The following is a 496-nucleotide window of genomic DNA, read 5'->3' on the forward strand; positions in this document are numbered from 1 at the left end:
ATATATGAGAAAGCAGATGTAGCAAGCACACCAATAAAGCACATTAGCATGCGAACAGCACCAGCCAGAAATCCAGCAACAAGCATTAATCCAAAGGTTATTAACCATTTTTTATTACCCAATTTAAATCCTGCCTTGACTATTTCTGAAACAGATAAATCTGGATTGAATGCGTAAATTACATTTATAATGGAGATTGGAACAACGGCATATATCACTGGTAAAACACATAAAAGGTAGGCTACAATAGTTATTAAAAATGTAGCAGCTCCTACTTTTACCGTTTTTCCTAAATAAGGTTTTTTGAAAAAATAAAGATAATCATCACCTACAGCTTCATTAAATTCTTTTTGCTTGCATATTCTAAAAAAAGCGGCTTTGAATCCTACTCCAATTATCATTGCAAAGAATGAAAAAACAAACATCAATCCATAAAAAGGCAACATAATTGCCCAGTTTGGTTCGCCTCCATTATTTAACGCTTCAGGATCCATCA

The 496-nt window shown here is 33.5% G+C and carries 1 protein-coding gene; it reads right to left on the minus strand.

Annotated features, from left to right (window positions below):
- Nucleotides 1-496, minus strand: a 496-nt coding sequence (locus H4O21_RS28070; protein WP_220495849.1) for a hypothetical protein, incomplete at both ends; no start/stop codon positions are given.

This window comes from Oceanospirillum sediminis (assembly GCF_014164585.1).
GTDB lineage: Bacteria > Pseudomonadota > Gammaproteobacteria > Pseudomonadales > Halomonadaceae > Oceanospirillum > Oceanospirillum sediminis.